Source organism: Cellulophaga sp. F20128, from assembly GCF_023015805.1.
In the GTDB taxonomy this organism is placed as follows: domain Bacteria; phylum Bacteroidota; class Bacteroidia; order Flavobacteriales; family Flavobacteriaceae; genus Cellulophaga.
Window position 1 is genome coordinate 170,865 of sequence record NZ_JALKBA010000001.1, and the last position, 24,739, is coordinate 195,603.

The window sequence follows — 24,739 nt, forward strand, 5'->3', positions numbered from 1 at the left end:
GTTTATGTAATTAATTCTGTTGTCTTTAACAAAGTTGGTATTCTGGTAGCGACATCAATTGAATACAATAGTCTTTATTAGAACCTATGGAAAGATTTTTTATAAAATTTTCAGTATCTGTATCCATTTTAGATAAAATAAGGACCTGTTGTAAATCTTCTGGGGTAACACCGGCATATTCCTTGTTGAAGGTGTCCCATTGCTGGGTTATTTTTAAATACCGATTTCGGTTTTGTTCTCTTTTATAATAGCGTTCAAAGGAATCTTCAAACTCTCCTTTTTCTTCTAAATTGATAACGGCATTATTCAAAAGTAAAGAGGCTAATTTCATTCTAAACATTAGGGTGTTAGAATCTATCCAGTAGGTATCACCTTTCCATCCAGACACATTATTGGGATACAACAACACTTGCCCCATCATTTTTTGCAAATAAAGCAGCTGCTTTTTGTTATTGAAACTAAAGGGAACTATTTTATATACCCCAGCTATCAATTCCATAGGAGATTTTATTTTTACGCCAATATTGGTTTCCTTATAAAACCAATTGGAAGAAAATATATAATGCATTAGGGTTTCTATATTATAGTCTTGGTAAAATAGATTTGTAATTTCATCGAGCCTTTGTTTATCAATTTTAGGGTTTACAAAATAGGTGTAGATTTTGGTGCATATAAATGTGGCACATTGTTTTTGATCTAAAATAATATCGATGATCTCATCACCGTCAAAATTTCCTGTTTTTCCGAAAAAAGTCTTCGTTTCAAAATCGTGTTTGTTTTTTCTTAGGTAAAAATCGCCATTGGGTAAAAAGGACCATCCTGTAAAGGCGCGTGCCGCTTCTTTGATGTCGTTTTCCGTGTAATTACCCACCCCCAATGTAAATAACTCCATTAGTTCTCTAGCGAAATTTTCATTGGGACTTTGTTTTACGTTTTGTTTGTTGTTCAGGTATTTACTCATAGAAGCTTGTCTGCTAATGGCTTTTACAAAGGTTCTAAAGTCACCCAAAGCATGGTGTCTCAATGTATTGTTGTACTGCTGAAGATGTACAATATTATTATCTCTGCACACAAATACATTGGCCCAAAATAAAGTCATTTTTTCTCTAAAAACCGCCTTAGAATCTCCGAGCTTTGCTACCCAAGCAAAGTTGAGCTCCTTCACTTTTTCCTGGCTTTTTTTTCGCAATTGTTGCAGGGAGGTTGCCCCCATGTTGCTCATTACATTTACAGCATCCTTTCTATTGACCACACCAAATTCAGAAAGGTCAAGTTGTATGGGTGTATAGTTTTGGGCCTCCGAAAAAAGATCACCGAGTATGTTTGTTTTAGATCTCCCTTTAAGATGCTGCAATTGGTTGTATCCAAGGCCAAATCCTGCCCTCCAATATAGATGTTGTATTTCCTTTTCTTTCATACTAATTTTCTTAAGGCGCTATCCATTTGACATCAAACCAATTAAAAGGTTTAACAAAAAATTAGCAAATAATAGCACTCGCGCTATTTAAAGTAAATAGTATTGGACATAAGAGAGCTTAAAACCTGTTGTTGACACCCTAAATCTAAAGTAATTTTTGATTCACTAAGACTTCAACCGTTAGAAAATTAACAGAACCGATGTTTACACCAATTCCAGAACAACAGATACAACTATTGCTTCTCCTTGATAGAAAAAGAATGTGTATTACTTTTAGGGTACGTCTCTAAAAAAAAGGAATTTATGGCCAGTCTCTAGCCAGAAATTAAACCGCAATGAACATAAAAAATTTAGTATCTTTAAATTTTAACAAAACGATATAAAAAATGAAAAAAATCACTTCCATCTTTGCCTTTTCTCTGTTTTTAAGCTGCCTTATGGTAAGCGGACAAACAAAAACCGAAATTGTAGATCAAATAATTAAGGAAGCCAATGAAAATTCTCAATTAGAATCTTTAGCGCATCAATTAATGGATGTTATAGGTCCAAGACTTGTGGGTACACCTCAAATGAAACAAGCTAATGATTGGGCTGTGGCTACCTATAAAAAATGGGGTATTGAAGCCAGGAATGAAGAATGGGGAAAATGGCGTGGTTGGGAACGCGGTATAACCCATGTAGATCTGGTTTCACCAAGAGTTGTAAGCCTTAATGGTATGCAGCTAGCTTGGAGTCCTAGCACCCCTAAAAAAGGGGTTACTGCAGAAGTTGTGGTGCTTCCTGAAGTTTCAGATTCCTTAGCCTTTAATAGATGGTTATCTAGTGCAAAAGGAAAAATTGTTTTGGTTTCTATGGACCAGCCTACGGGGAGACCCGATTACAATTGGGAAGAATTTGCTACGGAAGAATCTTTTATTAAAATGAAGGAAGACCGCAATGAGGCAACCAAAGCATGGCGTGAACGACTTGCAAAAACTGGCTTTTCTTCCAGAACCATTAACACAGCCTTAGAAGATGCTGGTGCCGTTGCAATAATCCAATCCAGATGGTCTAATGGTTTTGGTGCAAATAAAATATTTAGTGCGAACACCAAAAAGGTACCGGTGATAGATCTTACCTTAGAAGATTATGGATTATTGTACCGAATGGCAGAAAGTGGAGCCAAGCCTACCCTTAAATTAGTAGCAGAATCTAAGGAATTGGGAACAGTACCAAACTTTAACACCATTGCTGAGATTAAAGGTTCTGAATTCCCGGATGAATACATTATTCTTTCTGCACATTTCGATTCATGGGATGGTGCAACAGGAGCTACAGACAACGGTACAGGCACCATAGTAATGATGGAAGCAGCCCGAATCTTAAAAGAAATTTATCCAAACCCAAAACGTACAATTCTAGTGGGCCATTGGGGAAGTGAAGAGCAAGGCTTAAATGGTTCTCGCGCTTTTGTAGAAGACCATCCGGAGATTGTAGCAAATATTCAAGCTGTTTTTAATCAGGACAACGGTACCGGAAGAGTGGTCAATATTTCCGGAGCTGGATTTTTAAATTCGTATGACTATATCGGAAGGTGGCTGTCTGCCGTTCCTAATGATGTCACCAAGCATATTGAAACATCATTCCCAGGATCTCCTAGTGGAGGCGGTTCTGACAATGCTTCTTTTGTTGCAGCAGGAGCACCGGCATTTAATTTAAGCTCCTTAAGCTGGAGTTACTGGAACTACACCTGGCACACCAACCTAGATACCTATGATAAAATTGTGTTTGATGACGTACGTAACAACGTTATTCTTACGGCAATATTAACCTATATGGCTAGTGAAGATCCAGAGCGGTCTTCACGTGAAAAAGCCGTTTTACCTATCAGTAGAAGAACAGGGGAACAACAAAATTGGCCAAGCCCAAGATCTCCTAATCGCGATGGAGGCAAATAAAAAGTAAGCTAGTGTATTTAAATAGAAAAGGGATGATCCTAAGAATCATCCCTTTTTCAATATACTGTTAGGAACAATTATCCTTTCCCTAACATTAAAAGCTCGTTGCAATTAATTTCGGTGATGTATCTTTTTTCACCTTCTTTGGTTTCGTATGAACGATTTACCAATTTCCCTTCCAAGGCAATTTCCTTGCCTTTGGTTAAGTAGTTTTCTACAATCTCTGCAGTTTTACCCCAGGCCACAACATTGTGCCATTGGGTATCTGTTACTTTCTCGCCAGCGGCGTTTTTGTACGACTCATTGGTAGCTATGGAAAACTTTGCTAGTTTTTTACCACCATCTAGATTAATAATTTCTGGATCATTTCCTAAATTCCCAATCAACTGTACTTTGTTTCTAAGTGCGTTCATAATATTTGTTTTTAATGTTAAACAGTTAATGCAATCAGCGTTCTTATCCACTGACACTGCAAACCTAAAACAGACTTCAAAGTTTACTCGGTTGAAAAGTATTTACTTTCGGTTGTAAATGTTTGTAGTCATTTAAAAACTTTTTTATTTCTTATTTTCAACTACTTACGTTATTGTATTCAAATTTTAAATCCACTTGAAAAACCCGATAACAAAAATATAGCACCACTTACACCTCATTCATTTAGCATTAAAAAGATTGTTTTTTCAGAAAATGGCCTTCTCCATTTCGGCAACATTTGGTATCTTGCTCCAATCGATTTTTAAAAAAGAACTATGAAATTTCTAAAAGAGTTTAAAGAATTTGCTGTGAAAGGGAATATGATGGATATGGCCATTGGTATTATCATTGGCGCATCTTTTAATAAGGTCATCGATGTATTGGTAAAAAAAATATTTATGCCTCCCCTATCCCTACTTACTGATGGTTTAAATTTTCAAGACAAGATTTATGTATTACGCGATGCTGTTTTGGCTGCCGATGGCACCATAAGCTCACAAGAAGTTTCTATTGCCTATGGTGCTTTTTTTGAAGCCTTTTTAGACTTTATCATTGTAGGATTTACAGTATTTCTAGTGGTAAAAGCAATGAACAGATTACGCAACAAATCGCATGACGCCAAAAACAAAACGGTAACCACACCCAAAGATATTGAACTACTCTCTAGCCTTACTGAACTGATGGAAGAACAGAATGCATTGTTACGAAAAAAGAACAACTAAAGAAAATTGTCGTTTTCAAACGCACTAATTCAATTTAAATATTACTTCGTTTTCTGCCAGTTGGGTTAACAATTCATTGGTTATATTTATTTTTTGCTTTCTACTAGATAGCTCCACTTTCACCTGCTCTTCCATTTCATACACTTCAAACTGCAACGGATGAGTTCCATTTTCACAAGACAACGTTCTTTTTAAACTGAACACATCTTCTTCTTTTAAAGTATCTATATTTAATTTTATGGTCAGTTTTTTAGCATAGTGTTCCATCACCTCTTGCAAGAGCATAAAGCTATTAAACTGTAGTCTAGGATCTCCTTTTTTACCCGTATCGCGATTTACCCAACCTTCTTTCACATATATTTTAACATAAGCGAAAGAGTTAATCATGAGAAAGTGTCGGAACTTTAAATACTCTTCCCCAAAGATTCGGAACTCGTAAGTATCTGTATAATCTTCCATAGTAAACATGGCCCAGCCCTTACCATTTTTTGAAATCCGGTGCTGTACATCTGCTATTACCCCTGCAACAGAAAGTTCTTTATTCACATAACTCTCCATCGTATTAAAGGCACCTACACCTCCATTACAAAAAGCATTAATTTCAACACTAAAATCATCCAAGGGATGTCCAGAAATATAAATCCCAACGACTTCTTTCTCTCTGCGCAATTTCTCCATGGTACCCCATTCTTCACAGGGAGGCACTATAGGTTCTGCAATTTGCACTTCACTAGCATCACCAAACAAACTCACCTGCGATGAATTTTGGCTTTCCTGGTACTTAGCACCGTACTTCATGACCTTCTCTAAAAAAGTAATACCGTCACCTTCTTGGTGTAAATATTGTGCCCTATGCGAATCTCCAAAAGAATCGAAACCACCTGCTAAGGTTAGGTTTTCAAATGCCTTTTTATTGGCTGCCCGCAAATCGATCCGTTTTGCCAAATCAAAAACCGATTTAAAGGGTCCCTCTTCCTTTCTATTTTCTACTATAGTTTCCACAGCACCACGGCCTACTCCTTTTACCGCGCCCATACCAAAACGTACGGCACCCGCATCATTTACGGCAAATTTATAGTACGATTCATTCACATCTGGCCCCAATACCTCTAAGCCCATACGCTTACACTCTTCCATAAAAAAGGTAACCGTTTTAATATCGTTCATATTATTAGACAGCACCGCAGCCATATATTCGGCCGGGTAATGCGCTTTACAATAAGCCGTTTGGTAGGCAATCCAAGCATAACATGTGGAGTGCGATTTATTAAAGGCATAAGCTGCAAAGGCTTCCCAATCTTTCCAAATTTTCTCTAATTTATCAGCAGCATGTCCTTTTGCAGAAGCCTGTTCTATAAACTTTGGCTTCATCTTATCTAGAACGTGCTTTTGTTTTTTACCCATTGCCTTACGCAAAACATCGGCTTCACCCTTGGTAAAATCGGCCAACTTTTGCGACAGCAACATCACCTGCTCTTGGTACACCGTAATTCCGTAGGTTTCCGCTAGGTATTCTTCATTGGCATCTAAATCGTATATAATTTCTTCGGTACCGTGTTTCCGCGCAATAAAACTCGGAATATATTCCATAGGTCCTGGGCGATACAAGGCATTCATGGCAATTAAATCTGCAAACACCGTTGGTTTTAATGCCCGCATGTGTTTTTGCATCCCCGGAGATTCATATTGAAAAACCCCAACTGTTTCCCCACGCTGAAAGAGCTCGTATGTTTTTTCATCATCCAAGGGGAAATTTTCTGGATCCAAGTCCACTCCGTGTTTTGCTTTTACAATTTTAACGGTATCTTTTATTAGGGTTAAGGTCTTTAAACCCAAGAAATCCATTTTTAATAAGCCTGCACTTTCTACGACCGAGTTATCAAACTGAGTACAGTACATTTCTGAATCCTTAGCCAATGCCACAGGAACGAATTTGGTAATATCATCGGGTGTGATAATTACCCCACAGGCATGAATACCGGTATTCCGAACAGATCCTTCCAATACATAGGCCTGATTTAAGGTCTCCGCCTCCAAATCATCACCTTCTGAAATAGCAATAAGCTCATTTACTTTTGCTAGTTCTTCACTATTAAATTTACTTTTTAGTATTTTTTCATCGACCCCAATAATCTTTTTAAGCTTAGACATGTTCGGAATAAGCTTTGCCATTCGATCCGCATCCCCCAAAGGTAAATCTAGGGCTCGGGCAGTATCGCGAATAGAGGACTTTGCTGCCATTGTACCATAGGTAATAATCTGCGCTACTTGATTGCTCCCATATTTATTGATCACATAATCCATAACCCTACTCCTGCCTTCATCATCAAAATCGATATCAATATCTGGCATAGATACACGATCTGGATTTAAGAAACGCTCAAAAAGAAGGTCGTACTTAATGGGATCTAAATTGGTAATCCACAAACAATAGGCCACAGCAGAACCTGCTGCCGAACCACGTCCAGGTCCAACGGATACATCCATTGCTCTAGCTGCTCTAATAAAATCTTCAACAATTAAAAAATAACCCGGATAGCCGGTTTTTTCAATTACTTTAAGCTCAAAATCCAAACGTTCATCAATCGCTGGCGTAATATCACCATAGCGTTTTTTAGCCCCTACATAGGTGATATGACGTAAGAATTTGTTTTCTCCGCGTTTGCCACCATCCAAGGCATCTTCTTGGAATTGAAACTCTTCTGGAATATCAAAAGCAGGCAACAATACATCTCTAGCCAAGGTATAGGTTTCTACTTTGGCTATTATTTCTTGAATATTGGTAATTGCCTCTGGAATATCTTTAAACAAGCTCTTCATTTCTTCTGAAGACTTAAAATAATATTCTTGGTTGGGCAGGCCATAGCGATAACCACGACCACGACCAATGGGTGTCGCTTGTTTTTCGCCATCTTTTACACACAATAAAATATCATGTGCATTGGCATTTTCCTTATTTGTATAATAAGTGTTGTTGGTGGCAACCAATTTAACGGCATGCTTTTGAGCAAATTGAACAAGTACTTGGTTTACCCGATCTTCATCTTCTTGACCGTGCCGCATAAGCTCAATATACAAATCGTCTCCAAATTGTTCTTTCCACCAAATCAGGGCTTCTTCTGCCTGATTTTCCCCAACGTTAAGTACTTTACTTGGAACTTCCCCATATAGGTTCCCGGTTAGAACAATGATATCTTCTTTGTATTGTTCTATTACTTTTTTGTCGATCCGAGGCACATAATATTTTCCATCAACAAAGGCAATGGAAGACATTTTTGCTAAATTATGATACCCATTTTTGTTTTTGGCAAGCAACACAATTTGATACCCATTATCCTTTTGCGACTTATCTTTATGGTCTTCACACACCTGAAACTCACAGCCTACAATAGGCGTAATCTCATTTTCTAGGGCTGGCAATTCAGCTAGTGGTTCTTGTCCGTCTTCTAAGGTTCCGTTTTGTGTAGCTTCAAAGCGTTTTTGGTTTTCTTCATTCCTAGCAACCACTCCTTTATTATGGCTAAGAACCCCGTTCACAAAATGAAATGCCCCCATCATATTGGCATGATCTGTCATTGCAACCGCCGGCATATTATTCTTAACTGTAGCCTGTATTAAATCGGCTACACTAATGGTAGATTGCAAAATGGAAAACTGGGTATGGTTGTGCAGGTGAGCAAACTCGGCTGTTTCTAATGTTGCTAAGTTTTCCTTAATCTCTTCTTTTGAAACACCTCCGGTATCTTGGGCCCAAAGTTTATCGGCTATTTTTTTTGAAGCCTTTTTTAGGTTGATGTGTTTTAATCCGATTAACTGAATCTCCTGTGGATTGGCCTCTGAGAAGTTTTTAAAATAATCGGGCTGAACATCTAACTGTTCTATTGTAAATTGCTTTTTACGAACCAACTCTAAGAAACAGCGTGTGGTTGCTTCAACATCTGCCGTTGCATTGTGGGCTTCTCCAAAAGGCTCCCCAAATAAAAACTGATGCAATTCTGTTAAGGTTGGCAATTTAAACTTACCACCCCTACCTCCTGGGATCTGACACAAACTAGCCGTATGTTCTGTACAGGTATCTAAAACGGGTAATTCTTGCAATTGATTGTCTACCTGCAACCTGTGAAACTCGGCCCCCATGATATTCAGGTCGAACCCTACATTTTGTCCAACAACAAATTTTGTCTTCTGTAAGGCTGTATTAAATTTTTCTAAAACCTCCGCTAACGGATGTCCGTCTTGTTCTGCCAAAGCCGTAGAAATACCGTGAATTTGTTCTGCATCATAGGGAATATTAAAACCCTCTGGCTTAATTAAATAATCTTGATGTTCTATAACATTACCCATAGCATCATGCAATTGCCATGCAATCTGTATACATCTAGGCCAGTTGTCTGTGTCCGTAAACGGCACATCCCAACGCTTTGGTAATCCGGTAGTTTCAGTATCAAAAATTAAGTACATATATTGGGTCTCAAGATTCAGTAATTGGCATTTTTACAGCCCAGGAATTCTGGCTAAAAAATAGGGTATAAATTTACATATAATACCGGGCGCATTTACGAGAAGTTATTACAAATTTTAAACAAATGTCGATATGAGGAATACAAAAAGCCAACACAATTGCTTCACTCCAGTGCTATAATTTGCCAATTCGGAATAAGCGTGTTCCTTTTAAAAAAATAGCCTATTTTTATTGCTTTCTTAACTCAGCATACAGACATTCAATGAAAATTACAAAAATAACCTTAGTAGTATGTAGTCTTTTTATTTCCCTAATAGGCTGCAAAGAACAAAATATCCCCTTGTATGTTGGCATATTTACAGATGGTGATAGCGAAGGCATTTACAAATTCCAATTCAACACCCAAACCGGCGAACTCAGCCAAATGGAATTGGCGGTAGCCACTAAAAACCCTTCCTTTCTAGCCTACTCACCAGACAAATCTCATATTTATTCAGTAAGCAACAGTGATGGGGGCTATGCCGCTGCCTTTAAAGTAAAAGAGGAGGGAACCTTGGAATACATAAACCAAGTTAGCAGCAATGGTGCAGGCCCTTGCCATATATCATTAAACAAAGCAGGTAGCCTGGCTGTAGTGTCTAATTACGGCGGCGGAAGTGCCTCTGTATACTCCATAACAGCAAACGGTTCACTGGGACCTGCATCTCAGGTTTTTAATTACAATACCACAGCAGAAAAGATATCCCGAGCCCATTCGGCTCAATTTTACAAGGACGAATTATACGTGGCCGATTTAGGAACAAACGCCGTTTATCAGTATAACTTACAAGGCGACAACTACAAAATTGGGACCCCCAATATTATGGAGACTAGCGAAAATCTAGGCCCCAGGCATTTCACCATAAGCAAAAACGGACAATTTATATACATCATTAATGAGTATGGTAATTCTGTAATTTCCGTTGAAAGAACCAGCTCTGGCTTTAAACAAATTGATTTTGACACTACCTTAGCAGAAGGTTTTAAAGGCGAAAGTTATTGTGCCGATATCCATCTCTCTAAAGATGAGAACTTCCTATACGGTTCTAATAGGGGTGAAAATTCTATCGCAGTTTTTAAAAGAAATACGACCAACGGCACCCTTGAAAAAATTCAGAACATAGGTGTTGAGGGAGATTGGCCTAGAAATTTTACACTAGACCCTAGCGGGAAATTTTTATTAGCAGCAAATCAAAGAAGCAACACTATTACTGTTTTTAAAATTGATGGGGGGACTGGAAAACTTAGCTTGATATCTACTGTAATAGCACCTACACCTGTCTGTTTATTATTTTAATTGGGTGCAACTTAAAGAAAATGGATGGAACAACTTACGTTTTGGTAGTAGTTAAAATAAAAAAAGCAGGACTCTCGCCCTGCCTTCCAAACTAATCAACCAAACCTAAACTTTTAAGATATCATCTCTTCATATGTTTTTGCAGTATTCAATGCTGATTGAACACTGTTTCTTTGACTTATCAATAAATTCTCTGTGGAGGGCGCTAGCACAACTTCTTCATCTTTTAAAATCTCATCGTACTCTGCCACAAATGCCTTTTCTCCACGCTCTACTTCACTTAAAATTATCTCCGTCTCATTTGGAGACAAACTGGCTGTTATATTCATCCAAGTTCTATGCAAATCTCCCTTAAAACTACCTTCCTTTTTTGGCAACTCGCCATAGGTTAGTATTTCTGTTTTCAATTGTTCTGCAAATTCTCTGCGTTGTCCTATCTTAGTATCTAAAAACCGTTTCACAGCAGAGTTTTCTACTTTCTCTGATCCAAGCTTATACCCTTTTTCGGCATCGTATGTCTTTTCTAATAAATTGTTTAATCTGTTTGAAATTTTTTCTGAATACTTCATAATATCTCTTATCATTTAAATTAATTAACCGTGTTGATTCTCAACAATCTTGTCCATCTAAACTACCTAGATTAAAGGGCAAATCCAAAAAAACACAGCGGTTTAGCCTAAGTTTAACGCCTATTCTTAACGACTGTTAAACAACGCAAGGTTTTTTTACGTTATTTATCGCAAACCTAACAACTGAACAATATATTTTCTTGTTTTTCAACCGGTTACAAGTTTTTTAACAGCCTTTTTCCTTGTTATTTAAATTATTTTTACATATTTTAAAGATTATTCTTACATTTTAAATTCGAAATAAAAGTCTATACTAATAATTTTTAAAACTTTAAATTATGAAAAATGGAATAAAAAAGTTCGCAAAAGGAATGTTCGCAATTCTGCTAATAAAGTTTGTTTTAATAGGTTTTACAACACTAAACCAAGCATGCAGTATAGAACCTGAATTAAACGAAAAAGAAGCACACAAAATAGCGCTTATCAATTTCGAGAATTTAGTTAATCAAACAACTCCGAAGCTTCAGTTATTAATTCAAAATTTAGAATTCAAGGACTTAGCACCATCAAGTAAAAGTTCCAACACCTTAACGAATGCACTAATAATTCAAGAATTGGAACCTCTAATTGAAGGAACTAAAATAATGTTTCAAAATTTTGGAATAAATCACACCGATTTTGAAAGAGAGTTTGGAAATTCTTCTGACCCCAAAATTGTATTAGCCGGCTTAGCCTTTTTAGCAGCTCATAATTCATCCACTAGAGAAATGTCTATGAATTTATCCAATTTATTTGTTTCAAAAGTCTATGCCACGGAATCTAAAGATAAAACCTTAGACTGCGCAGTTGAAGCCTTGGGACTAAATATCTTTGACGCAATTAGAGAACTTGGAGAAAGTGGGGCGCGAATGGCAGCAAAATCAATTTTAAAAAATGTGGCTAAGAAATTTTTAGGCCCTATCGGTATTGCTATCACTGTTGCAGAATTTGGATGGTGTATGTCAAGAAGCTAAACTTATGACTGTAATGGAATTAATATTATTTGTTTTCCTTCAACTGGTTTCCTTTTTTATTTTTTTAAAAGGGCTTCAAATGTTATTTAAGCAATTCAAAAGAAAAGAAAAAAAGAATCCTAAAATCATAATCCTTTCACTGTTACTTATCTTTGGAGGTGGCTATTACCTAATAAAACACAGTTTAGAATTGTCCTTTCCTGTTTTATAAAAAAAGGCACTAGAAACCATTGCCAATTAAATAGAAATTGTATATTTGCACCCGCTTTTAAGTCAAAAGCAAAAAAAAGAATTAATAACCAGGGTCGGGCACCCTACAAATTTAATGTGATATGCCAGTTAGAATTAGATTACAAAGACACGGAAAAAAAGGAAAACCTTTCTATTGGGTAGTAGCAGCGGATTCTCGCTCTAAAAGAGATGGTAAATACCTAGAAAAACTAGGAACTTACAATCCAAACACTAATCCTGCAACAATTAATTTAAACATTGAAAACGCTGTACAGTGGTTAGAGAATGGTGCACAACCATCTGACACTGCCAAGCGTATTTTATCTTACAAGGGTGTTTTATTGAAGCATCACTTAGCAGGAGGTGTACGAAAAGGTGCATTAACTGAAGAGCAAGCTGAAGAAAAATTCAATGCTTGGATTGCTGATAAAGACAAGAGTGTTACAGGAAAAGTTGAAGGTTTAGATAAAGCGAAAGCTGACGAAGCGGCTAAAATCTTTGAAGCTGAAAAAGCAATTAATGAAAAGCGTGCAGCAGATGCAGCAGCAGCATTAGTTCCGGCAGTAGAAGAAGCTGAAGAAGAAGTTGCACAACCAGATGCTGAAGCGGCAGTTGCCTCTTCTGAAGAAGAATAGTTAAAATTATAAACGATGCAAAAGGAAGATTGTTTCTACCTAGGTAAAATCGTTTCAAAATATAGCTTTAAGGGTGAAGTATTAGTGAAAATTGATGCGGATGAACCCGAAATTTACGAAAATATGGAATCAGTTTTTGTTTCACTAGGAAGCAATCTGATTCCATTTTTTATTGATAAATGTAGACTACACAAATCTAGTCTACTGCGAATTCGATTTGAAGAAGTCTTAAACGAATCGGATGCTGATCGCATTATGGGATCAAAATTATACCTTCCTCTCAAGTTTTTACCGAAATTATCTGGGAATAAATTTTATTACCATGAAGTAATTGGTTTTACACTACAAGACAAAGTACACGGAGACATTGGCAATATCACCAATGTAAACGACACTACCTCACAGGCACTTTTTGAAGTTCAAAAAGGAGACAAACAATTGTTAATTCCTATTAACGATGAAATTATCACCAAAGTAGACCGTGACAACAAGACCATTTTCGTGACTACTCCAGAAGGTTTAGTGGATTTATACTTGAATTAAAGAATCCTAAAAGTGAATTCTCTTTAGTATCTTAGACGCTTAAAAAATTTATTGCATTTAAAACGTCTTAACCATGTCTAGAATACCCTATACATTATTACTTCTTATCATTTTTTCCTCATGTAAAAATGATAAAAAAACAACAATAAAAGTAAAGGAAGTTCCACCAAACATAGTTCTAATCTTTACGGATGATCAAGGCTATCAGGATGTAGGTGTATTTGGATCTCCTAACATAAAAACACCACATATAGACAAAATGTCTAGAAATGGGGTAAAACTAACCAATTACTACTCGGCTCAACCCATTTGCTCTGCCTCCAGAGCAGGAATACTTACCGGCTGTTACCCCAACCGAATTGGAATACATAACGCCTTAGGACCTGGTAGTCCCACTGGCATTAATTCTTCTGAAACTACCATCGCTGAGATGCTAAAATCCATTGGCTACAAAACTGCTATTTACGGCAAGTGGCATTTAGGAGACAATCCTATTTTTATGCCTACAAGGCACGGATTTGATGAATTTTACGGAATTCCATATTCCAACGATATGTGGCCCAACCACCCCATGCAAGGCAAATGGTTTAATTTTCCTCCCTTGCCATTGTATGAAAACGAAACCGTTATAGATACTTTAACGGAACAGTCGCAATTAACCACCTGGATTACAGAAAAAAGTGTAGATTTCATCAATAGAAACAAGGACAATCCTTTCTTTTTATACGTGCCACACCCACAACCACATGTTCCCTTATATGTATCTGATAAGTTTAAAGGAAAATCTGAAAGAGGTTTGTATGGCGACGTCATAATGGAATTAGATTGGTCTGTAGGTCAAATTATTGAAGCCTTACAAAAAAACGGATTGGAAGAAAACACCCTCGTGATATTCACCTCAGACAACGGTCCTTGGCTAGCCTATGGCAATCACGCAGCAAGTGCTTTACCATTGCGGGAAGGAAAAGGATCTGCATGGGAAGGTGGAAGCAGGGAACCTTTTGTGATGCAATACCCTAAAAAAATAACGGCAGGAAGAACCATAAACACCACCGTAAATGCCATAGACCTATTGCCAACCTTTGCCGAGATTACCGGCGCACCATTACCAACGGCAAAAATTGATGGGAAAAGTGCTTGGAAAGTATTTACTGGCGAAAGTGATGAAAGTCCGCAAGAAGCTTATTTTATTTACTATAGAGTAAATGAACTTATGGGGGTACGTTATAAAAATTGGAAACTCTACTTTCCGCATAAGTACAGAACTATGGACGGACAAGAACCTGGAAAAGACGGACTCCCGGGAGCTTACCGCTTTGTTGATATGGAAAAAATTGAATTGTACGATTTAGATCAAGATATTAGCGAAACGAATAACGTAGCGGACCAACACCCAGAAGTGATTGCCAAAATAAAAGTACTGGCCGATGAAATGCGTAGACAGGTTGGCGATTCTTTAACTGGTATACAAGGTGTTGAAAACCGCGAACCTGGTAGGGTGGAAAAAGCAACTGAAAAATAACATCAATTCTATTGAGCAAACCATTTAAATTTAAACAGTTTAGCATTGCCCAAGACCGTTGTGCTATGAAAATAGGTACTGATGGAGTTTTATTGGGTGCTTGGACATCTTTAGACAACAATCCCTATTCTATTTTAGATATTGGCGCTGGCACCGGCATTATTGCTTTAATGCTTGCACAACGTAGCGCTGCAGACACCATTGAAGGTATAGAATTAGACGATGCCGCTTTTGAGCAATGTACAGAAAATTTTGAAACTTCTATTTGGGCAGATCGTTTGTTTTGTTTTCACGCCGGCTTTGATGAATTTGTAGATGAATATGCAACAGACGATATAGATACCGATGAATTGTATGATTTAATTGTATCTAACCCTCCCTTTTATGCAGAAGCTGTTCCTAGCGGTAATGAAGCAAGAGACAATGCCCGTCAAAATTCCTCACTTCCCTTTGATGAATTGATCAGCGGTGTCTCAAAATTATTAGCTGAAAACGGACTATTTTCTACCATAATCCCTTTTAAAGAAGAGGAAAATTTCATTGCTATGGCAGCTACATTTCAGCTTTTCCCTAAGCGGATTACTCGTGTGAAAGGGAATGCCACGGCAGAAATTAAACGCAGTCTTCTAGAATTCCAACAAGCAATAATTCCTGTAGAAACTACAGAACTTATAATAGAGGAAGAGCGACATCAATACACCAAAGACTACATTGACCTTACTAAAGATTTTTATTTAAAAATGTAACAGCGTGACTTTGTAATGTTATATTTCTTTACATATCTTTGATTGTAATCAGAACACATAGCTATGAAGCCCGATTTATTTGAAGCACCAGATTATTACAATATCGATGATTTACTATCTGAAGAGCACAAACTAGTAAGAGATGCAGCCCGACAGTGGGTTAAAAGAGACGTTTCTCCTATCATTGAAGAATACGCCCAAAAGGCAGAATTCCCCAAGCAAATAATTAGCGGATTGGCAGAAATTGGCGCTTTTGGCCCTTATATTCCTGAAGAATATGGCGGCGCAGGTTTGGATCAAATTAGCTACGGCTTAATCATGCAAGAAATAGAGCGTGGTGATAGTGGAGTTCGCTCTACGGCCTCCGTACAATCGTCTTTAGTCATGTATCCAATTTACACCTACGGCACAGAAGAACAACGTAAAAAATACCTACCTAAACTTGCCAGTGGGGAGTTTATGGGAAGTTTTGGATTAACAGAACCCAACCACGGATCTAACCCCAGTGGGATGGAAACCAAATATAAAGATATGGGCGATCACTATCTTTTAAATGGTGCCAAATTATGGATCTCAAATTCCCCGTTTTGTGATATCGCCGTTGTTTGGGCAAAAAATGAAGATGGACGCATACATGGCCTTATTGTAGAACGCGGAATGGAAGGCTTCTCTACTCCCGAAACCCATAACAAATGGTCCTTACGTGCATCTGCAACTGGTGAGCTTATTTTTGACAATGTAAAAATTCCCAAAGAAAACTTACTACCCAACAAAAGTGGTTTAGGCGCCCCATTGGGATGTTTAGATTCTGCTCGCTATGGTATTGCCTGGGGTGCCATTGGTGCCGCAATGGACTGCTATGATACCGCTTTACGATATGCCAAGGAGCGTATTCAATTTGGCAAACCTATTGGAGCCTACCAATTGCAACAAAAGAAGCTGGCAGAAATGATTACCGAAATTACCAAAGCACAATTGTTAGTCTTGCGTCTGGGTCAATTAAAAAATCAAGGCAAAGCAACAACGGCTCAAATATCAATGGCCAAACGTAATAATGTAGACATGGCACTAACGATAGCCAGAGAAGCAAGACAAGTTTTAGGTGCTATGGGTATAACAGGAGAATACAGCATAATGAGGCATATGATGAATCTAGAAAGTGTTATAACTTATGAAGGAACACATGATATCCACTTATTAATTACGGGAATGGATATAACAGGTCTAAATGCTTTTAAGTAGTTCTAAAATTTTTACTATCTTTACACATTCTAAATAAGGTTTTTGCCTTTTTTGAATAAAATCTACAATGATAGCTTATGGAAACCATACAAACCGTACTTGTTTTTATTACCACAGCCATAGCTTTTGGGTATTTGGCCAAGAAATTTTTTCTTCCAAAATCACTCTTTTCCTCTAAAAAAAATAAAAAATCATGCGGAACTGATGATTGTGGATGTAATTAGTTACAGTATGTCTTTCTCCCTTCTTTTTTCCTAATTTTCTCTTAATTACGTTAATAAAAAACTAATTCTGTATTAAAACTATCCAAAAATTTAGTTTTTCAAGCTGCGGATTGTCTTAATTAGCAACGCGCTAAAACCAAAACAATTCATTCAAATTAATTTTACAGCACAGTCAGGCAACACTATTAAGCATAGCGTCGTCTTCCATATAGATTACTAGTAACCGATACTGAAAACATGTATAAAACTACACAACTGATTATAATCTTTTTTACAATTACAATATTCCATACAGGCCATACTCAAACCCTAAATGCGAGTATAGAAGATTCCAAAACCAACCAACCTATTCCGTATGTGACCGTGGTTTTGTCTAACAAAAAGGGAGTCATCACCAATGAAGAAGGTCGTTTCTCTTTGTCAATCACAAACAGTACAGAAAAAGATTCCCTTTTTATTTCCTGTATTGGATACGAATCTATTGCTACTCCAGTGCTAGAAATTAAAGATTCCATTATCTATATGGTTCCTAAAACAATAGAACTAAAAGAGGTTTTAGTATCCAACAAGAATTATACAGCAGAAGAAATTATTGATCTCGTAAAAGACAGTCTTGATAAAAATTACAACAAAGATTATACAAAAAAGAAAATCTTCTTCAGGGAGTCTTACCACCAAAATTTAGACAAAACAAACTATACTTTTATGAAATCTACCATAGAAGAGTTGAACAAAGAATTTTTAGATAGTGTTTTACGGTCAGTTCCCAAAAGAGACAATAGTTATTCGGAAATACTATGTGATTTATACGGGAATTACAATAGGGACGAACTTAAAATAAACACTTTAAAGGCATGTAGACTCTATGACAAAAATAGCGAGTTAGACATCACAAAACTGGAAGAAAAGTTCAATGATATCATTAAAAAAAATGTAAAACCCGGCTCCTACTTTAAAATAAAATCTGGCATTTTTGGCACCAAAATAGATGCGAAAGAAATGGGAATTGCAGACGTACAAAAAGACAGTATTGCTTTAAAAAAAGAACTAGAAGAACGAAAAAAACGTGAAGAAGCCAGAAAAAATCATTATTCCACTTGGAAAAAAAACAGCCTAAGTTCCCAATTTAAAAACCTCATCTTTATGGAGGATTCAGATATTAACGTAGTCCATAAATCTGGCAGGTATGAGTTTGAATTAGAAGATTATACATATTTGGGTGATGCTCCAGTATATGTCTTAACTTTTGAGCCAAAAAGAGGGGCAGATTACAAAGGTAAATTGTATGTAAATGCTGATGATTTTGCCATCATTAGAATAGATTATGAAAATGTAAAAAATCTAAAAAACATAAAACTATTCGGAATTTCATACCAAGAAAACATTTCCCGAGGCAAGATGATTTTTTCAAAAAACAAGGCCAATACCTACGATTTACAATTTTACGAAAAAGAAATAGGTAGTAGAGCAGGTATCGATAGACCCTTAAAAATCATTGAAAAAAATAGAATAGTAAAGGGAAAAAATAGACAAAACGAACTCTATGTGAAATTAGATATGGCGGTTAGCAATATTAATAAATATGAGATTGTGATTTTTGATACTTCTCCTATTTCCGAAGCGCAATTTGTAAATTATACGGAGGAGAATAAAATTAGCCCAATACACTTAAACAAATACGACCCTGAATTCTGGAAGGGCCACAACATTATGGAACCCAATATGGCCATTCGGGATTTTACCGCGGAGGAGTAAGAAGTACGAAACTTATAAAAAACTTACTAGCAAAAGCCACCAACCAATTACGAGCAGTAAACCGCCCAAAGGAGTAATGGGCCCCAGGACCTTAATTTTCTTTCCTTTGGAAGCAGTAATACAGAGACCATAAATACTAAAGGAGAATAAAAAGGTTCCCAGAATAAAGGCATAAGCCATATATACTTCTATGGAGGAGGTGAAACTAAGATTAAAGCCTAACAACAATAACAAAAGCGCATGATACATTTGATACTTTACCCCAGTTTCAAAACTTTTTAGTTGATCAACTGTACAGGTTTTCTTTAATGCATGTGCACCAAATGCTCCAAAAATAACGGCTAGTAAACCGTATAAAACGGCAAATACTTTGACTGTAACTATCATAAAAAGGAATTTATTCAAAGATTTAGGAGGCTTTTACTTCAGTTTGGCCAGGCTATCAATTTTTTGAGAAAATAAGCTGTAAATTTTTTGGGTCTCTAGAGAATCTGACACATTAAAAAACAATTGCAAGGAATCTTTGTAGGTAACTTTCACTTTTTGCCTCGTTAATTTATCTACAAAAATATACACCTCAGTCTTGTGAATAGAATCTTTAAAAATACCTTTCTCAATTTCTTTTACTGAAAATCCATTGATCCGTTCCAAGGATGGAATTTTATCTACCATGCTTACGGCATTCACCTCTGAAAACTTAAGTTCTTTATAATAGATACCCGAAAGTATTTTAAATTGTTCCCCATCAATCTTTATCCAGTTTTTAGAATGAACTACAAAAGCAATAGCCACCACAATAAGTGAGAGTACAATTAAAGTATTCCAAAACCAGTTTCTTTTTTTATTTGTCATGGTATGCGCGAATGTACAACAGATTCAACTTGTAAAAAAATACCACTTAAAAATTACCCTCGAAACAAAAAGAAATCTTCTTTCATTTTTTCTATTGCCACAGTACTATTTGTTGTGATATAATCAATTGCTTTTTCGGTAAATCCTTTCCCTTTTTCTGTCAGGGAAATGATGTCGTCAGAAATAACGATCATATTGTTTTTTAGCGCCAAATCGAGCACTGTTTTCGATTGTATTTTACCCCAGTTAATATGTTCCCGTAAATGATTAATATGGCGCTCCGATTCTTCAGAATGATTTTGTAAATGCAGCATAAAGGTAAGCAAATGCACTTCTGCTTGTTGTCTTTTTTGTCGGAACAAGACCGCGACTAATCCTTTGTTAGGCGCAAATAAATACACCAAGAGAAATAAGAGTCCCAATACGGTAGTCATAGACCCCGCAATGGAAGCATCCAAATAATGGGCAACCCAGTAGCCACCAATGGAAGAAGACACTCCTGCAATTACGGCAATAACCAACATTTTTTTTAGGTTATTGGTGAGTAAATATGCAATTGCCGCGGGAGCAATCATTAACGCTACAACCAAAATAGCACCAACGGCATCAAAAGCACCAACAGTTGTGATAGACGCAACAGACATTAAACCATAGTGTAATACTAGCGGAGAAAAACCCAATGTGGCTGCCAGTTGTTTATCAAACGTACTAATTTTTAATTCTTTAAAAAAGGTAACTAATAAAATTACAGTGACGGTAACGATAATCCCAATGACCCAAAGTGATTTGGCCCCCAAGTCCATTCCGTTCATCAAGACCCTATCAAAAGGGGCAAATGCCAGTTCTCCCAACAAAACAGCATCCACATCTAAATGTACATCATTGGCATTTTTGGCTATTAGAATTACGCCAATACTAAACAAGGCTGGAAAAACTAAACCAATTGCCGTGTCTTTTTTTACCAAACCCGTTTTTTGTATAAATTCGACCATAATTACAGTGATTACCCCAGTTATAGCTGCCAACAATATTAGCCAAGGCGAGTTTAGGTCTTCGGTTAAAAAGAAACCTACCACCAGACCCGGTAAGATAGAATGACTAATGGCATCACTAATCATGGCCATCTTACGGAGCACCAAAAAAGTTCCCGGAATAGCACATGCTATGGCTACCAAACTAGCGATAAGTTGTATTTCTATTTGTGCGCTACTCATTTTCCTCTGATTGATTATACAAATTTGCTGCCTTTTCAAAACCTTTTTCCGTAAGGGACCACATGGATTTATTAAGTGTTATATACTCCCTATCTTCCAGTTTTTGAAGCGATTTTCTTGTAAACCCCTGAAAGCTATTTAATATTTTTATGGCGTGTGGATGGTCAATATTTTCATGTGTTTTAACAATATGGTACATAAATGCCAGCGTTTTGTTTAATTGTAAATCTTTCCGATTGTTCCAATACCGAATTTCACGGAACAATAATCCTCTTTTAGGGGAAAAAACAAAGGATATCAATACAAAAACAGCCGCAATTAATACAATTACCGGGCCCGTAGACAGGTTGTTTGCACTTGCACTAATTGCAGTTCCTAAAACCCCTGAAGTGGCTCCGAAAATTGCTGCAAGACCCACCATTACACTTAAACTATTAGTCCATTGCCGCGCCGCCGCCGCTGGTGCTAATAACATAGCACTCATTAACACAACACCGACTGTCTGTAAGCCAACTACAATAGATACTACTATAAAAAAAGTAATTAGAACATCTAAAAACTTTATATTGAACCCTAAAGATTTTGTATAGTCGGCATCAAAAAGCATCAGCTTTAATTCTTTCCAAAAAACAAGCAGTACCAACAAACTTAATCCAGCGATAACACACATGGTCCAAACATCACTAGTCAATAAGGTTGCTGCCTGCCCAAACAAATATTTATCCAGTCCGGCTTGATTGGCATTGGGCATTTTTTGGATAAATGTGAGCAAGAGCATTCCAAAACCAAAAAACAATGACAAAATTAAACCTAAAGCAGTGTCCGATTTTAAATGGGTGTTTTTAACAATTCCTCTTATCCAAAATGTACCTACCAAGCCACTTATTAGGGCGCCTATAAGTAAGGTATTACTGTCTTTAGACCCCGTAATTAAAAAGGCCAATGCAATTCCCGGCAATGCTGCATGCGAGATTGCATCTCCTAACAAACTCTGTTTACGCAATACGGCAAAACTCCCCAACATACCACACAATGCTCCCAAAACCGCAGTCCCTAAGGTGATGGTTTGCAAGGTATAATCTGTAAAAAGTAAATCTATGTATTCTGTGAAATTCAAAGCAAGATTAGTTTTTAGAGGTTAGTATTTTTAGTTCTTAACTGTTTATCTGTATCAGACGAGCCTTCGGCAATACTTAAGGCAATGGATGTAGGGGCTTTAGTAAACGGAGAACAAAATGCATAATCCTCATTTTTTGGAAAGTTTTTACACCTTCCGTATGATAAAGAAACAAAATCCAATGCTTTTTCATTCATCGTTAAATCTTCAAATCTAAATTTTATCTCAGCCATTTTGCCACCTTCTAAATTACGATCCACTACAATCTATTCTTGCACACTAACCTTATAATTAATTCCGTAGGTCTTTGTTAAATTCCCATCATTAAAAATATCTTTAACAGGGCCAGTTGCAATCTTTTTTACGTTTAAAAAAGTAACCCAGTCAAAATATTCCGGTACAGTTTGCAAATCATGATGCACCACAATTAGCGTCTTGCCTGCTTTTCGCAGTTCTTTTAAGATATTTATAATTGCCCTTTCGGTGGTTGCATCTACCCCCTGAAAAGGCTCATCCATTAAATAAATACTTGCATTTTGAACCAAGGCCCTTGCTAAGAAAATACGCTGTTGTTGTCCGCCACTTAACTGACTAATTTGTCTTGATTTAAAGGATAACATCCCTACCTTTTCGAGCGCCTCTAAGGATGCTTTTTTTTCTTTTTGCCCTGGCCTTTTAATCCATCCTAAACTACCATAAGTACCCATCATTACAACATCTAATGCCGTTGTTGGAAAATCCCAATCTACACTTCCCTTTTGCGGTACGTACGCCACCTCTTTATGTTGTTTGCTGTAGGGTTTTCCAAATATTTTTACGCTTCCCGCAATAGGCTTTATAATACCTAAAATTGATTTAATTAGGGTAGATTTACCTGCCCCATTAGGCCCAACAATAGCCATAAGTACACCTTCCGGTATCGCTAAATCGATATCCCACAAAACAGGCTTATAGTTATAGGCAACCGTTAAATCATCTACTGTAATGGCGTATTTTTCTTCCATTTGTTTTTATTTTAAAGCCGTAACAATTGTAGTTACATTGTAGGTAAACATTCCTATATAGGTACCTTCTTTAGTGCCCATATCTCCTAATGCATCAGAGAATAAAGTGCCTCCAATGGTTACATTAAAGCCTGTAGACTGAACAGAGGCCTGTAGCGCCTCAATGGTTCTTTTTGGAACAGAACTTTCTACAAAAATAGATTTTACTTGTTTTTCTATAATGAACTGGGATAATTCCTGTACATCTTGAACTCCAGCCTCTGTTGCCGTTGATAAGCCTTGCAAACCTACCACTTGAAAACCATAGGATTTTCCAAAATAACTAAAGGCATCATGGGCGGTCACTAAAATTCTTTTCTCAACTGGCAATTGGTCTATCGTTGCTTTTATGTCTGCATCTAAAGCATTTAGTTTTTCTATATACACCTTACTATTTTCCTTATAAACAGTCGCATTTTCGGGGTCTACTTTTATTAGTTCTTGGGCCACATAGCTCGTAATTTGCTTCCAAAAGTCCACATTAAACCAAATATGCGGATCGTAATTGGATGCAAAATATTCTGAACCTATGAGTTCTTTTTCATTTATGGCATTTGAAACTGCCACCGTTTTTTTACCCGTTTTCTCCATTTTCTCAAAAACAGAAACGAGCTTCCCTTCTAAGTGCAAACCACCATAAAAAACAATGTCTGCATTGACCAATTTGGTTACATCCCCTTCACTCGCTTTATACAAATGAGGATCTACCCCACTCCCCATTAAACCAACTACGTTGACAGCATCACCTCCCACATTCTGAAGTAAATCTGTAATCATTGTTGTGGTGGTAACTATGTTTAATTTCCCGTTTGTTTCTTTATTAGAATTCGTTTTACAGCCTGCCAAGGACAGGACTAGAATACTCATTATAAAATATGCTGTTTTTTTCATTTTAAATTTATTTTGGAAGTCTAAAGCTGACCCCTGCGCTTATTAAAATATCTTGTCCGTCTGTGATGCTAGTTCCTACACTAGCATCTAATTGGATATTAGCGTTAAGTAAGTATGTTACTCCTGTATCCCATAGATGATTGGCAATTGAGTTTTCTGGAAGATCACCATACAACTCTACAAAACCACCTAATTTGGATGTAAAGGAATAGCCATAAGCCACGGTATAAACATAAGCCGCTTCTGGAGAACCTTCTCCCCATTGCATACCTACATTATAAGACAAACTAGATTGCTCACTTAAAGTATGCGTTGCTGCAAACCTAAAATCTACTCCGGTAGTTTCCGGTTTAATCATAGTACTAGCTGTAAATGGCAAATGTAAATGACCTATAAATGCCATTTCTGGAAGTCCATTTTTTTCTTCTGAAATGGCAATTTTAACTCCCAGCAACAAGGGTGAAATCATTTTATCTAGCACACCAATGGTACTGTTGTTTAAGGCAACCGAAGTACCCCCCATATCCATTCCTAAACGCAATTCTAAATTATGGAGCAACCCATAACGCACCAAAGTTGTATGATAAGCCCACTGTTCCTTTTGTATAAAAGTCTTCTTATAGGTTTCATAAAATGCCCCGGTTTCTATTTGAATACTCCCTTTGGGTACTACTCTTGATGATTCTGTAGCATCGGGCCTATCTGTAACCATTTCCTCAGCTGTTTTCTTTTCTTGAGCTACAGATAAACCCATTGTAAACAAAAACAAGAAACTTAACTTTTTTAGCCTCATT

22 protein-coding genes are annotated in these 24,739 nt (G+C 36.9%); 10 read left to right on the forward strand and 12 right to left on the reverse strand.

All coding sequences use genetic code 11. The features are described 5' to 3' along the window. Positions 1-25 precede the first annotated feature (25 nt). Entirely contained in the window at positions 26-1,417 is a 1,392-nt protein-coding gene (locus MWU65_RS00735; protein ID WP_247074836.1) for a DUF1800 domain-containing protein, read from the reverse strand. A gap of 386 nt (positions 1,418-1,803) precedes the next feature. Between MWU65_RS00735 and MWU65_RS00740 the strand changes: the two genes are divergently transcribed. Then, complete coding sequence (locus tag MWU65_RS00740; protein ID WP_247074839.1) at positions 1,804-3,354, forward strand: M20/M25/M40 family metallo-hydrolase; 1,551 nt, start codon at positions 1,804-1,806, stop codon at positions 3,352-3,354. Between the two features lie 77 nt (positions 3,355-3,431). Here the strand turns inward: MWU65_RS00740 and ssb are convergent, their stop codons facing one another. Beyond that, positions 3,432-3,767 (reverse strand): single-stranded DNA-binding protein, encoded by a 336-nt coding sequence (gene ssb / locus MWU65_RS00745; protein ID WP_247074841.1) that lies wholly within the window; start codon positions 3,765-3,767, stop codon positions 3,432-3,434. Positions 3,768-4,103: 336 nt separating this feature from the next. On the opposite strand from ssb, the gene mscL reads away from it, so the two are divergent. Then, entirely contained in the window at positions 4,104-4,550 is a 447-nt protein-coding gene (gene mscL, locus MWU65_RS00750; RefSeq protein ID WP_247074844.1) for a large conductance mechanosensitive channel protein MscL, read from the forward strand. A 24-nt stretch (positions 4,551-4,574) separates the two neighbouring features. Here mscL and dnaE read toward each other — a convergent pair whose 3' ends face one another. Then, positions 4,575-9,011 (reverse strand): DNA polymerase III subunit alpha, encoded by a 4,437-nt coding sequence (dnaE, locus tag MWU65_RS00755; protein ID WP_247074848.1) that lies wholly within the window; start codon positions 9,009-9,011, stop codon positions 4,575-4,577. Positions 9,012-9,274: 263 nt separating this feature from the next. Between dnaE and MWU65_RS00760 the strand changes: the two genes are divergently transcribed. Beyond that, positions 9,275-10,348 (forward strand): lactonase family protein, encoded by a 1,074-nt coding sequence (locus MWU65_RS00760; RefSeq protein WP_247074849.1) that lies wholly within the window; start codon positions 9,275-9,277, stop codon positions 10,346-10,348. Positions 10,349-10,461: 113 nt separating this feature from the next. On the opposite strand, the gene MWU65_RS00765 is transcribed toward MWU65_RS00760, so the two are convergent. Then, positions 10,462-10,932, reverse strand: a complete 471-nt coding sequence (locus tag MWU65_RS00765; RefSeq protein WP_247074851.1) for a PA2169 family four-helix-bundle protein — start codon at positions 10,930-10,932, stop codon at positions 10,462-10,464. A 323-nt stretch (positions 10,933-11,255) separates the two neighbouring features. Between MWU65_RS00765 and MWU65_RS00770 the strand changes: the two genes are divergently transcribed. The 7 genes from MWU65_RS00770 to MWU65_RS00800 all read left to right on the forward strand — a co-directional run bounded on the left by MWU65_RS00770 (position 11,256) and on the right by MWU65_RS00800 (position 18,828). Then, positions 11,256-11,930 (forward strand): hypothetical protein, encoded by a 675-nt coding sequence (locus MWU65_RS00770; RefSeq protein ID WP_247074853.1) that lies wholly within the window; start codon positions 11,256-11,258, stop codon positions 11,928-11,930. 332 nt (positions 11,931-12,262) lie between these two features. After that, positions 12,263-12,796, forward strand: coding sequence for a 30S ribosomal protein S16 (locus tag MWU65_RS00775; RefSeq protein ID WP_247074855.1), 534 nt, complete (start codon positions 12,263-12,265; stop codon positions 12,794-12,796). A gap of 15 nt (positions 12,797-12,811) precedes the next feature. Continuing rightward, positions 12,812-13,339 carry a ribosome maturation factor RimM gene (gene rimM / locus MWU65_RS00780; RefSeq protein WP_247074862.1) on the forward strand — a complete coding sequence of 176 codons (528 nt, stop codon included), beginning with the start codon at positions 12,812-12,814 and terminating at the stop codon, positions 13,337-13,339. Positions 13,340-13,412: 73 nt separating this feature from the next. Then, complete coding sequence (locus MWU65_RS00785; protein WP_247074863.1) at positions 13,413-14,861, forward strand: sulfatase; 1,449 nt, start codon at positions 13,413-13,415, stop codon at positions 14,859-14,861. Between the two features lie 65 nt (positions 14,862-14,926). Continuing rightward, complete coding sequence (locus MWU65_RS00790; protein ID WP_247074864.1) at positions 14,927-15,607, forward strand: methyltransferase; 681 nt, start codon at positions 14,927-14,929, stop codon at positions 15,605-15,607. A gap of 63 nt (positions 15,608-15,670) precedes the next feature. Then, a complete protein-coding gene (locus tag MWU65_RS00795; protein ID WP_247074869.1) occupies positions 15,671-16,849 on the forward strand; it encodes an acyl-CoA dehydrogenase family protein in 1,179 nt (392 codons plus the stop codon). A gap of 461 nt (positions 16,850-17,310) precedes the next feature. Beyond that, positions 17,311-18,828, forward strand: coding sequence for a carboxypeptidase-like regulatory domain-containing protein (locus MWU65_RS00800; protein ID WP_247074874.1), 1,518 nt, complete (start codon positions 17,311-17,313; stop codon positions 18,826-18,828). A 12-nt stretch (positions 18,829-18,840) separates the two neighbouring features. On the opposite strand, the gene MWU65_RS00805 is transcribed toward MWU65_RS00800, so the two are convergent. From MWU65_RS00805 to MWU65_RS00840, 8 genes are read right to left on the reverse strand one after another with little or no spacing between them, the layout of a single operon-like run. Then, on the reverse strand, positions 18,841-19,215 hold the full coding sequence (locus tag MWU65_RS00805; RefSeq protein ID WP_247074877.1) for a DUF423 domain-containing protein: 375 nt from the start codon (positions 19,213-19,215) through the stop codon (positions 18,841-18,843). 33 nt (positions 19,216-19,248) lie between these two features. After that, positions 19,249-19,680, reverse strand: coding sequence for a hypothetical protein (locus MWU65_RS00810; RefSeq protein WP_247074879.1), 432 nt, complete (start codon positions 19,678-19,680; stop codon positions 19,249-19,251). Between the two features lie 53 nt (positions 19,681-19,733). Then, positions 19,734-20,894 carry a metal ABC transporter permease gene (locus MWU65_RS00815; RefSeq protein WP_247074886.1) on the reverse strand — a complete coding sequence of 387 codons (1,161 nt, stop codon included), beginning with the start codon at positions 20,892-20,894 and terminating at the stop codon, positions 19,734-19,736. Next, positions 20,887-22,011, reverse strand: coding sequence for a metal ABC transporter permease (locus tag MWU65_RS00820; RefSeq protein ID WP_247074889.1), 1,125 nt, complete (start codon positions 22,009-22,011; stop codon positions 20,887-20,889). Before MWU65_RS00820 ends, MWU65_RS00815 begins: the two co-directional genes overlap by 8 nt. A 14-nt stretch (positions 22,012-22,025) precedes the next feature. Further along, complete coding sequence (locus MWU65_RS00825; RefSeq protein ID WP_247074891.1) at positions 22,026-22,244, reverse strand: four helix bundle protein; 219 nt, start codon at positions 22,242-22,244, stop codon at positions 22,026-22,028. A gap of 33 nt (positions 22,245-22,277) precedes the next feature. Beyond that, complete coding sequence (locus MWU65_RS00830) at positions 22,278-23,015, reverse strand: metal ABC transporter ATP-binding protein (protein ID WP_247074893.1); 738 nt, start codon at positions 23,013-23,015, stop codon at positions 22,278-22,280. A 6-nt stretch (positions 23,016-23,021) separates the two neighbouring features. Next, complete coding sequence (locus tag MWU65_RS00835; protein ID WP_247074896.1) at positions 23,022-23,945, reverse strand: zinc ABC transporter substrate-binding protein; 924 nt, start codon at positions 23,943-23,945, stop codon at positions 23,022-23,024. 7 nt (positions 23,946-23,952) lie between these two features. Beyond that, positions 23,953-24,738, reverse strand: coding sequence for a transporter (locus tag MWU65_RS00840; RefSeq protein ID WP_247074898.1), 786 nt, complete (start codon positions 24,736-24,738; stop codon positions 23,953-23,955). Between the last annotated feature and the right edge of the window lies 1 nt (position 24,739).

Excerpts from the sequence above, each read along its gene's own strand:
- MWU65_RS00735 (WP_247074836.1), bottom strand. The coding sequence starts at position 1,417 with ATGAAAGAAAAGGAAATACAACATCTATATTGGAGGGCAGGATTTGGC.
- MWU65_RS00740 (WP_247074839.1), top strand. The coding sequence starts at position 1,804 with ATGAAAAAAATCACTTCCATCTTTGCCTTTTCTCTGTTTTTAAGCTGC.
- ssb (WP_247074841.1), bottom strand. The coding sequence starts at position 3,767 with ATGAACGCACTTAGAAACAAAGTACAGTTGATTGGGAATTTAGGAAAT.
- mscL (WP_247074844.1), top strand. The coding sequence starts at position 4,104 with ATGAAATTTCTAAAAGAGTTTAAAGAATTTGCTGTGAAAGGGAATATG.
- dnaE (WP_247074848.1), bottom strand. The coding sequence starts at position 9,011 with ATGTACTTAATTTTTGATACTGAAACTACCGGATTACCAAAGCGTTGG.
- MWU65_RS00760 (WP_247074849.1), top strand. The coding sequence starts at position 9,275 with ATGAAAATTACAAAAATAACCTTAGTAGTATGTAGTCTTTTTATTTCC.
- MWU65_RS00765 (WP_247074851.1), bottom strand. The coding sequence starts at position 10,932 with ATGATAAGAGATATTATGAAGTATTCAGAAAAAATTTCAAACAGATTA.
- MWU65_RS00770 (WP_247074853.1), top strand. The coding sequence starts at position 11,256 with ATGAAAAATGGAATAAAAAAGTTCGCAAAAGGAATGTTCGCAATTCTG.
- MWU65_RS00775 (WP_247074855.1), top strand. The coding sequence starts at position 12,263 with ATGCCAGTTAGAATTAGATTACAAAGACACGGAAAAAAAGGAAAACCT.
- rimM (WP_247074862.1), top strand. The coding sequence starts at position 12,812 with ATGCAAAAGGAAGATTGTTTCTACCTAGGTAAAATCGTTTCAAAATAT.
- MWU65_RS00785 (WP_247074863.1), top strand. The coding sequence starts at position 13,413 with ATGTCTAGAATACCCTATACATTATTACTTCTTATCATTTTTTCCTCA.
- MWU65_RS00790 (WP_247074864.1), top strand. The coding sequence starts at position 14,927 with ATGAAAATAGGTACTGATGGAGTTTTATTGGGTGCTTGGACATCTTTA.
- MWU65_RS00795 (WP_247074869.1), top strand. The coding sequence starts at position 15,671 with ATGAAGCCCGATTTATTTGAAGCACCAGATTATTACAATATCGATGAT.
- MWU65_RS00800 (WP_247074874.1), top strand. The coding sequence starts at position 17,311 with ATGTATAAAACTACACAACTGATTATAATCTTTTTTACAATTACAATA.
- MWU65_RS00805 (WP_247074877.1), bottom strand. The coding sequence starts at position 19,215 with ATGATAGTTACAGTCAAAGTATTTGCCGTTTTATACGGTTTACTAGCC.
- MWU65_RS00810 (WP_247074879.1), bottom strand. The coding sequence starts at position 19,680 with ATGACAAATAAAAAAAGAAACTGGTTTTGGAATACTTTAATTGTACTC.
- MWU65_RS00815 (WP_247074886.1), bottom strand. The coding sequence starts at position 20,894 with ATGAGTAGCGCACAAATAGAAATACAACTTATCGCTAGTTTGGTAGCC.
- MWU65_RS00825 (WP_247074891.1), bottom strand. The coding sequence starts at position 22,244 with ATGGCTGAGATAAAATTTAGATTTGAAGATTTAACGATGAATGAAAAA.
- MWU65_RS00830 (WP_247074893.1), bottom strand. The coding sequence starts at position 23,015 with ATGGAAGAAAAATACGCCATTACAGTAGATGATTTAACGGTTGCCTAT.
- MWU65_RS00835 (WP_247074896.1), bottom strand. The coding sequence starts at position 23,945 with ATGAAAAAAACAGCATATTTTATAATGAGTATTCTAGTCCTGTCCTTG.
- MWU65_RS00840 (WP_247074898.1), bottom strand. The coding sequence starts at position 24,738 with ATGAGGCTAAAAAAGTTAAGTTTCTTGTTTTTGTTTACAATGGGTTTA.